We start from the raw sequence: 6,917 nt of genomic DNA, 5'->3' as shown, positions 1-6,917 counted from the left end.
CGATGACCGCGACCTTCTGCCCCTTGCCGGTGGCGAACCGGTGCAACTCGTCGAACCTGAGCTGGATCTGGCCCCACGGCTTGTTGGGCAGCACGACCCCCTGGTTGAGCGACTCGACGCACCGCGTCTTCTGCTCGTACGGCAGGTCGGGCTTGCCGTCGTCCGCCGGCACCGGCGTGCCGGCCGGCAGCGGTGGCGGCTTGGCGTACCCCTCGCCCTGGTCCAGCGGCTGCGCGACGGCCGGAGCCGGGATGGCCAGCACCAGCAGCCCGGCAACGGCCAGCCTGCCGACGGTTCTCGCGACCCTGCCCATCACAGCCCGAGATCCAGGTGTCGCAACGTGCTGTAGAGATCCATCACGGCCAGGGCCAGCGGCAGCACCACGGCGATGCAGATCGCCTCGATGATCTCCACGGTGCGCCGCAACGGCGGTGAGAACCGCTGTTCCGGGAAGATCACCCCGAGCACCAGCGCGGCCGCCCCGATGAGCAGCAGCGAGCCGAACACCCACAGCAGCCGGTCCTGCGGGCTGGCGCCGATCATCCAGCCGATCATGATGCCGGCGGCGGCGAAGATCCCGGTGGCCAGCAGCGCGATCGCCTGGCTGCCGTTGGCGTAGGTGCGCGCCCGCAGCAGCAGCACCAGGGTGGCCACCACGGCCAGGCTGATCGCCCACACGTCCCGCGCCGAGGCGGTGACGATCGCGCCGATCGCGGTGACCACACCGCAGCCGATGATCATTCCGGTCAGGTACTCGTGCGCAAGGCCGGCCCGCTTCTCGATCGAGCGGTAGTCCGGGAACCCGGTGTCCTCCTTGAGGTCCTCCGCGCTGCCCGGCACGTTCGGCAGCGGCAGCCGGGCCAGTTGGATGGTCAACCGGGGCAGCACCGACAGGGTGGCCAGGGCCACCGCGACCGTGCCGGCCGCGATGCCGGGCGCCGGGTGCGCGATCAGGGTCGCCACCGTGAACGCGATCACGCCGAGCGCGGCGGCACTGCCGGCGGCGACGAACGTGGTGACCCCGGACCCGATCAGCATGATCGAGGCGGCGGCGACGATCAGCACCAGCGCACAGGCCAGCAGCAGGCTGGCCCGCCCGGTCTCGCCGGGCACGATGTAGAGGCCGGAGACGAACGCCATCGGCAACCCGCCGGCCGCGGCGATCAGCACGCCGGGCGTCTCCGCCTGGTACGCGCGGGCGATCACCGCGCCGAGCGCCACCGCGGCCACCGCGGTCGCACCGGCCGCGATCGCCGCCCCCACCCTGCCGCCGCCGCCCAACGGCCCGGCCAGCAGCACGGCGACCGCCGCGGCGATCATGGCGAGGGCACTGGCGACGTAGCCGATCCGGTTGGCGGTCTGCTTGGTCCACGGTCGGTAGCTGTCCGGTGACGCCTCGGCGATGGCGTCCACCACGTCGTCGAACAGCGGTGGCGGCGGGGTCTCCGAGCGCCGGCGCAGTTGCAGCATCTCGCCGTCGACGACGCTGAGCGAGGCCAGCGTGCGGCTGGGGTCGAGGGTGCCCTCACCGAGCTTGGCCAGGCACCAGCCGCCGTGCCGCGCGCCGCCGTCCGGGGTGGCCTCCTTGGCCATCTCCAGCAGCATCGGCAGCAGGTCGGCGACGGCCACGTCGGCCGGCAGCGCCACGTCGATGCGTGTCCTCGGCGCCACCACCGTCACCCGGCTGAACACGGTTGTCCCGGTCGCCACCAAACATCACCCAATCCGTTTGCCGCGTCTTTCGCGCCCGCTGGCCGGCTTACCCGTTCGGGCACCCGGTCAGGCACAGCGCCCCTAGTATGGCCTTGCCGGTAACCATGCGTGGGCCGGTTCGGGCAACTGGCAGTGAGAGGGGGGAGGCCGGGATGGACGAGCGGGTACCGCCGCCGGGCACCAGCGCCGTGCTGCCGGTGTTCGCCCCGATGCTGGGCAGCCTGCGGACGAGGTCGACCGAGTACGAAGAGGTAACGGATCGGTGAGCACGCTGCAGTTCAAGCGGTCCCCCCGGCTGTCCGCACCGCGTCAGCCGGGTGGCGAGGTTCACCTCGAGCCGCCGCCCGAGGTGCCGCGCGTCATACCCGGCAGCATCGTGCTGAAGATGCTGCCCGCGGTGATGATCGTGGCCACCATCGGAATGATGGCGTTCATGTTCGTCGCGTTCCGCGGCAACCCGACGTCCCTGCTGTTCGGCGGCATGATGCTGATGTCGATGGTCGGCATGATGGCCGGCGGCAGCGGGCGCGGCGGCGGCCAGAAGAAGGCCGAGATGAACGAGGACCGCAAGGACTACCTGCGCTACCTCGGCCAGATGCGGGACCGGGCCCGGGAGGCCGCGCTGGAGCAGCGGGCCGCCCTGGAGTGGGTGCACCCCGATCCGCAGGCGCTGTGGTCGATCGCCACCAGCAGGCGGATGTGGGAGCGCCGCCAGTCCGACGCGGACTTCTGCCACCTGCGGGCCGGGCGCGGCTCGCAGCGGCTGGCCACCCGGCTGGTGCCGCCGCAGACCGGTCCGGTCGACGAGCTCGAGCCGATCGCGACGCTCGCGCTGCGCCGGTTCGTCCGGGCCCACTCGATCGTCCCGGAACTGCCCATCCAGATCGCCATCCGCGGCTTCGCGGCGGTCGGCCTGTCCGGCGACCGGGATCTCACCCGCGGGCTGGCCCGGGCGCTGATCGCCCAGCTGGTGACCTTCCACACGCCCGACGACGTGCTGATCGCCGTCGTCACCGCCGGCAAGGCCAAGCAGGAGTGGGAGTGGGCCAAGTGGCTGCCGCACGTGCAGCACCCGGCCATGGTGGACGGCATCGGCCAGCTGCGGATGATGGCCGGCTCGCTGTCCCAGGTGGAGGAGTGGCTCGATGACGAGCTGCGGGACCGGCAGCGGTTCACCCGCAACGCGCCGCCGCAGCCGGACCAGCCGCACATCCTGATCGTCATCGACGACGGCGAGGTCACCCGCGAGGAGCAGATCATCCTCGAGGAGGGCCTGGTCGGCGTCACGCTGTTGGACCTGTCCGAGTGCCTCGGCAACCTGACCGCCCGGCGCGGTCTGCGCCTGGTGGTGGAGGAGGACCGGCTCGGCGCCCGCAGCGCCAGCGGGGTCGAGTGGTTCGCCCGCCCGGACCGGCTCACCGTGGCCGAGGCCGAGGCGCTGTCCCGCAAGCTGTCCCCGTGGCGGCTGGGCGCGGCGGCCGCCGACGTCGGGGACGAGGAGCCGCTGCTGTCCAACCCGACGCTGCTGGAGCTGCTCGGCATCCCCGGCGACCCGATGACCTTCGACGTGCAGCAGGCGTGGCGGCCGCGCTCGGTCCGGGACCGCTACCGGGTTCCGTTCGGGGTCGGCGAGTTCGGCCAGGCGGTGGAGCTGGACATCAAGGAAGCCGCGATGGAGGGCATGGGGCCGCACGGCCTGTGCATCGGCGCGACCGGGTCCGGCAAGTCGGAGTTCCTGCGCACCCTGGTGCTGGGCATGCTGGCCACGCACTCCTCCTCCACGCTCAACTTCGTGCTGGTGGACTTCAAGGGTGGCGCCACGTTCCTCGGCCTGGACAAGGCGCCGCACGTCGCCGCGACCATCACCAACCTGCAGGACCAGCTGATCCTGGTCGACCGCATGAAGGACGCGCTGGCCGGTGAGATGAACCGCCGGCAGGAGGCGCTGAAGAACGGCGGCAACTTCAAGAACGTCTGGGAGTACGAGCGGGCCCGGGAGAACGGCGCGGACCTCGATCCGTTGCCGGCGCTGTTCATCGTGGTGGACGAGTTCTCCGAGCTGCTGAGCGCCAAGCCGGACTTCATCGACCTGTTCGTGGCGATCGGCCGGCTGGGCCGTTCGCTGCAGATGCACATGCTGCTGGCCTCGCAGCGCCTCGAGGAGGGCAAGCTGCGCGGTCTGGACTCGCACCTGTCCTACCGGATCGGTCTGAAGACGTTCTCGGCGGCGGAGTCCCGGGCCGCGATCGGCGTGCCGGACGCCTTCGAGCTGCCGTCCGTCCCGGGCTCGGGCTACCTGAAGTTCGACACCTCGACGATGGTCCGGTTCAAGGCCGCCTACGTGTCCGGGGCGTACCGCCCGGCCGGCATCACCGGCGCGGTCGGTCCGTCCGCGCCGGTCACCGGCGACCGGCGGGCCAAGCTGTTCGTGCCGGACTACGTGGAGATCCCCAAGGAGCCGGAGAAGCCCCGGGAGGCCCCCCGGGAGGCGCCGAAGCAGGAGGGCCCCACCGAGGTCAGCGACCTGGACGTGATCGTCGGCCGGCTGGTCGGCCAGGGCCCGCCCGCGCACGAGGTGTGGCTGCCGCCGCTGGACACGTCGAACTCGCTGGACACCCTGTTGCCGCCGTTGCAGCCCACCGAGGACCGGGGGCTCTCGCCGGTCGGGTTCTTCGGCAACGGCCGGCTCCAGCCGCCGCTCGGCCTGATCGACAAGCCGTTCGAGCAGCGCCGCGACCTGCTGTGGGCGGACTTCTCCGGCGCGGCCGGGCATGCGGCGGTGGCCGGCGGTCCGCAGTCCGGCAAGTCCATGCTGCTGCGCACCCTGGTGATGTCGATGGCGCTCACGCACACCCCGGAGGAGGCCCAGTTCTACTGCGTCGACCTCGGCGGCGGCACGCTGGGCACGTTGGAGAGCCTGCCGCACGTGGGTGGCGTCGCGGGCCGGCTGGAGCCCGACAAGGTGCGCCGGATGGTGGCCGAGGTGTCCAGCCTGGTCACCCAGCGGGAGTTGCTGTTCCGCAACCGGAGCATCGACTCGATGACCGACTTCCGCAACCGCAAGCGTCGCGGCGAGTTGCAGGAGGACCCCTGGGGCGACGTCTTCCTGATCGTCGACGGCTGGCTGAACTTCCGGCAGGAGTTCGAGGCCATCGAGATGCAGGTGGTCAACCTGGCCGCGCAGGGCCTGTCCTACGGCGTGCACGTGATCGTGTCGGCCAACCGCTGGGCGGAGATCCGGCCGGCGCTCAAGGACCTGCTCGGTACCCGGTTCGAGCTGCGCCTCGGTGACACCAGCGAGTCCGAAGTGGACCGTCGGGTGGCGGTGAACGTCCCGGAGGGACATCCCGGCCGCGGTCTGTCCCGGGACAAGCTGCACTTCCTGGTCGGCCTGCCCCGGATCGACGGCTCGTCCAACGACCAGGACGTGGCGGCCGGCGTGCAGGACGCGATCGCCAAGATCCGCGGCGCCTGGCGCGGCCGGCACGCGCCCAAGGTGCGGCTGCTGCCCGAGACGCTGCCCTATGCCGACCTGCTCGCCCTGGACGGCCGGCCGAGCGAGTCCCGGCTGGTGCCGATCGGTGTCAACGAGGACGCGCTGGCTCCGGTCTACCTCGACTTCGACGCCGAGCCGCACTTCATGGCCTTCATGGACGGTGAGTCGGGCAAGACCAACCTGCTGCGCACGATCATCCGCGGCATCACCGAGCGGTACACGGCGAAGGAAGCGCTGATCATCCTGGTCGACTACCGGCGCACGATGCTCGGTTTCGTGGAGTCGGAGCACCTGCTCGGCTACGCGGTGTCGTCCAACCAGCTCACCGGCATGGTCGGCGACGTGCGCGACTCGATGCTCAAGCGGCTGCCCGGCCCGGACGTCACCCAGGAACAGCTGCGCAACCGGTCCTGGTGGAAGGGTCCGGAGCTGTTCCTGATCGTCGACGACTACGACCTGGTGGCCACCCAGGCCGGCAACCCGCTGCAGCCGCTGGCGGAGTTCCTGGCGCAGGCCAAGGACGTCGGGCTGCACATGATCGTCGTGCGGCGCACGGGCGGCGCGTCCCGGTCGATGTACGACCCGGTGATCGGCAAGCTGCGCGAGATCGCCAGCCCCGGCCTGGTCGGTAGCGGAAGCAAGGACGAGGGGGCGCTGCTCGGCACGGCCAAGCCGAGTGCGCTGCCACCCGGCCGCGGCATTCTGGTCGGCCGCAAGGTCGGCCAGCAGCTCATGCACGTCGCCTGGATCCAACCGGAGTGACACTCCGAGTCGCGGTCGACTTCGGCACGTCGAGCACCTGCATCGCCGTGTCCGTCGGCGGCCGCGAGCCGCAGGTGGTGGCCGTCGACGGCAGCCCGCTGATGTCCTCGGCGGTGTACGCCGGCCCGGAGGGCACGCTGTTCGTCGGGCAGGAGGCCGACCGCCAGGCGGCGATCGACCCGTCCCGGTACGAGCCGCATCCCAAGCGCCGCATCGACGAACCCGAGCTGTTGCTGGGCAACACGGTGGTCGGGGTGCGCGAGGTGATCCGCGCGGTGCTTGCCCGGGCCGTCGCGGAGGCCCGCCGGGTGGCCGGCGGCGCGGCCGTCGAGCAGCTCGTGCTGACCCATCCCGCGGACTGGGGCGGAACCCGCACCCAGGCGCTGCGCGCGGCCGCGGCTGGCCTGGCCGGCCGGCTCACGCTGATCCCGGAGCCGGTGGCGGCCGCGGTGTTCCACGCCGCGAGCTTTCCCACCGAGCACACCGGTCCGGACGGGCCCGCGCTCGCCGTGCTGGATCTGGGCGGGGGCACGATCGACGTGAGCGTGGTGCGCCGCCAGGGCGCGGCCTACCGGGTGCTGGCCACGCACGGCGACCCCACGTTCGGCGGCGCCGACATCGACCAGTTGCTGCTCGACCATGTCGGCGGTCTGGTGTCGGCAACCGACCCGGACGCGTGGCGGGCGCTGGTGGAGGGCCGGGAGCTGGCGGACCGCAGGCGCCGCCGGGTGATCCATCAGGATGTCCGGGCCGCCAAGGAAACCCTGTCCCGGCACAACTACACCGATATCCCGTTCCCGCAGCCGTTTCCGGACACGCATGTGACCCGTTCCGATCTGGAGCGGTTGGTCGCCGGCCCGTTGCGCCGGGCCGCCGACCTCACCGAGCGCACCATCCGCGAGGCGGGCCTGCGCCCCGCGCAGTTGGCCGCGATCTTCCTGGTGGG

At 71.8% G+C, this 6,917-nt stretch carries 3 protein-coding genes and 1 pseudogene; 2 read left to right on the top strand and 2 right to left on the bottom strand.

Annotation, left to right across the window (positions count from 1 at the left end; translation table 11 throughout):
• Together VFO68_RS15950 and eccD are read right to left on the bottom strand one after the other, a co-directional pair.
• A pseudogene (locus VFO68_RS15950) lies at positions 1-313 on the bottom strand (serine protease); the annotation flags it as partial.
• Positions 313-1,710, bottom strand: a complete 1,398-nt coding sequence (gene eccD, locus VFO68_RS15945) for a type VII secretion integral membrane protein EccD (RefSeq protein ID WP_325159072.1) — start codon at positions 1,708-1,710, stop codon at positions 313-315. The gene eccD and the pseudogene VFO68_RS15950, both read right to left, overlap by 1 nt.
• Positions 1,711-1,975: 265 nt before the next feature.
• On the opposite strand from eccD, the gene eccCa reads away from it, so the two are divergent.
• Together eccCa and VFO68_RS15935 are read left to right on the top strand one after the other, a co-directional pair.
• Positions 1,976-5,971 carry a type VII secretion protein EccCa gene (gene eccCa / locus VFO68_RS15940; RefSeq protein ID WP_325159071.1) on the top strand — a complete coding sequence of 1,332 codons (3,996 nt, stop codon included), beginning with the start codon at positions 1,976-1,978 and terminating at the stop codon, positions 5,969-5,971.
• Positions 5,968-6,917 (top strand): Hsp70 family protein (locus VFO68_RS15935; RefSeq protein ID WP_325159070.1); only part of this gene is annotated, 950 nt, incomplete at its 3' end. The genes eccCa and VFO68_RS15935, both read left to right, overlap by 4 nt.

Source organism: Actinophytocola sp. (assembly GCF_035712165.1).
Lineage (GTDB): Bacteria > Actinomycetota > Actinomycetes > Mycobacteriales > Pseudonocardiaceae > DASYTH01.
Note: the sequence above shows the minus strand (reverse complement) of the source record. Positions and strands in the feature narration are given on the sequence as shown.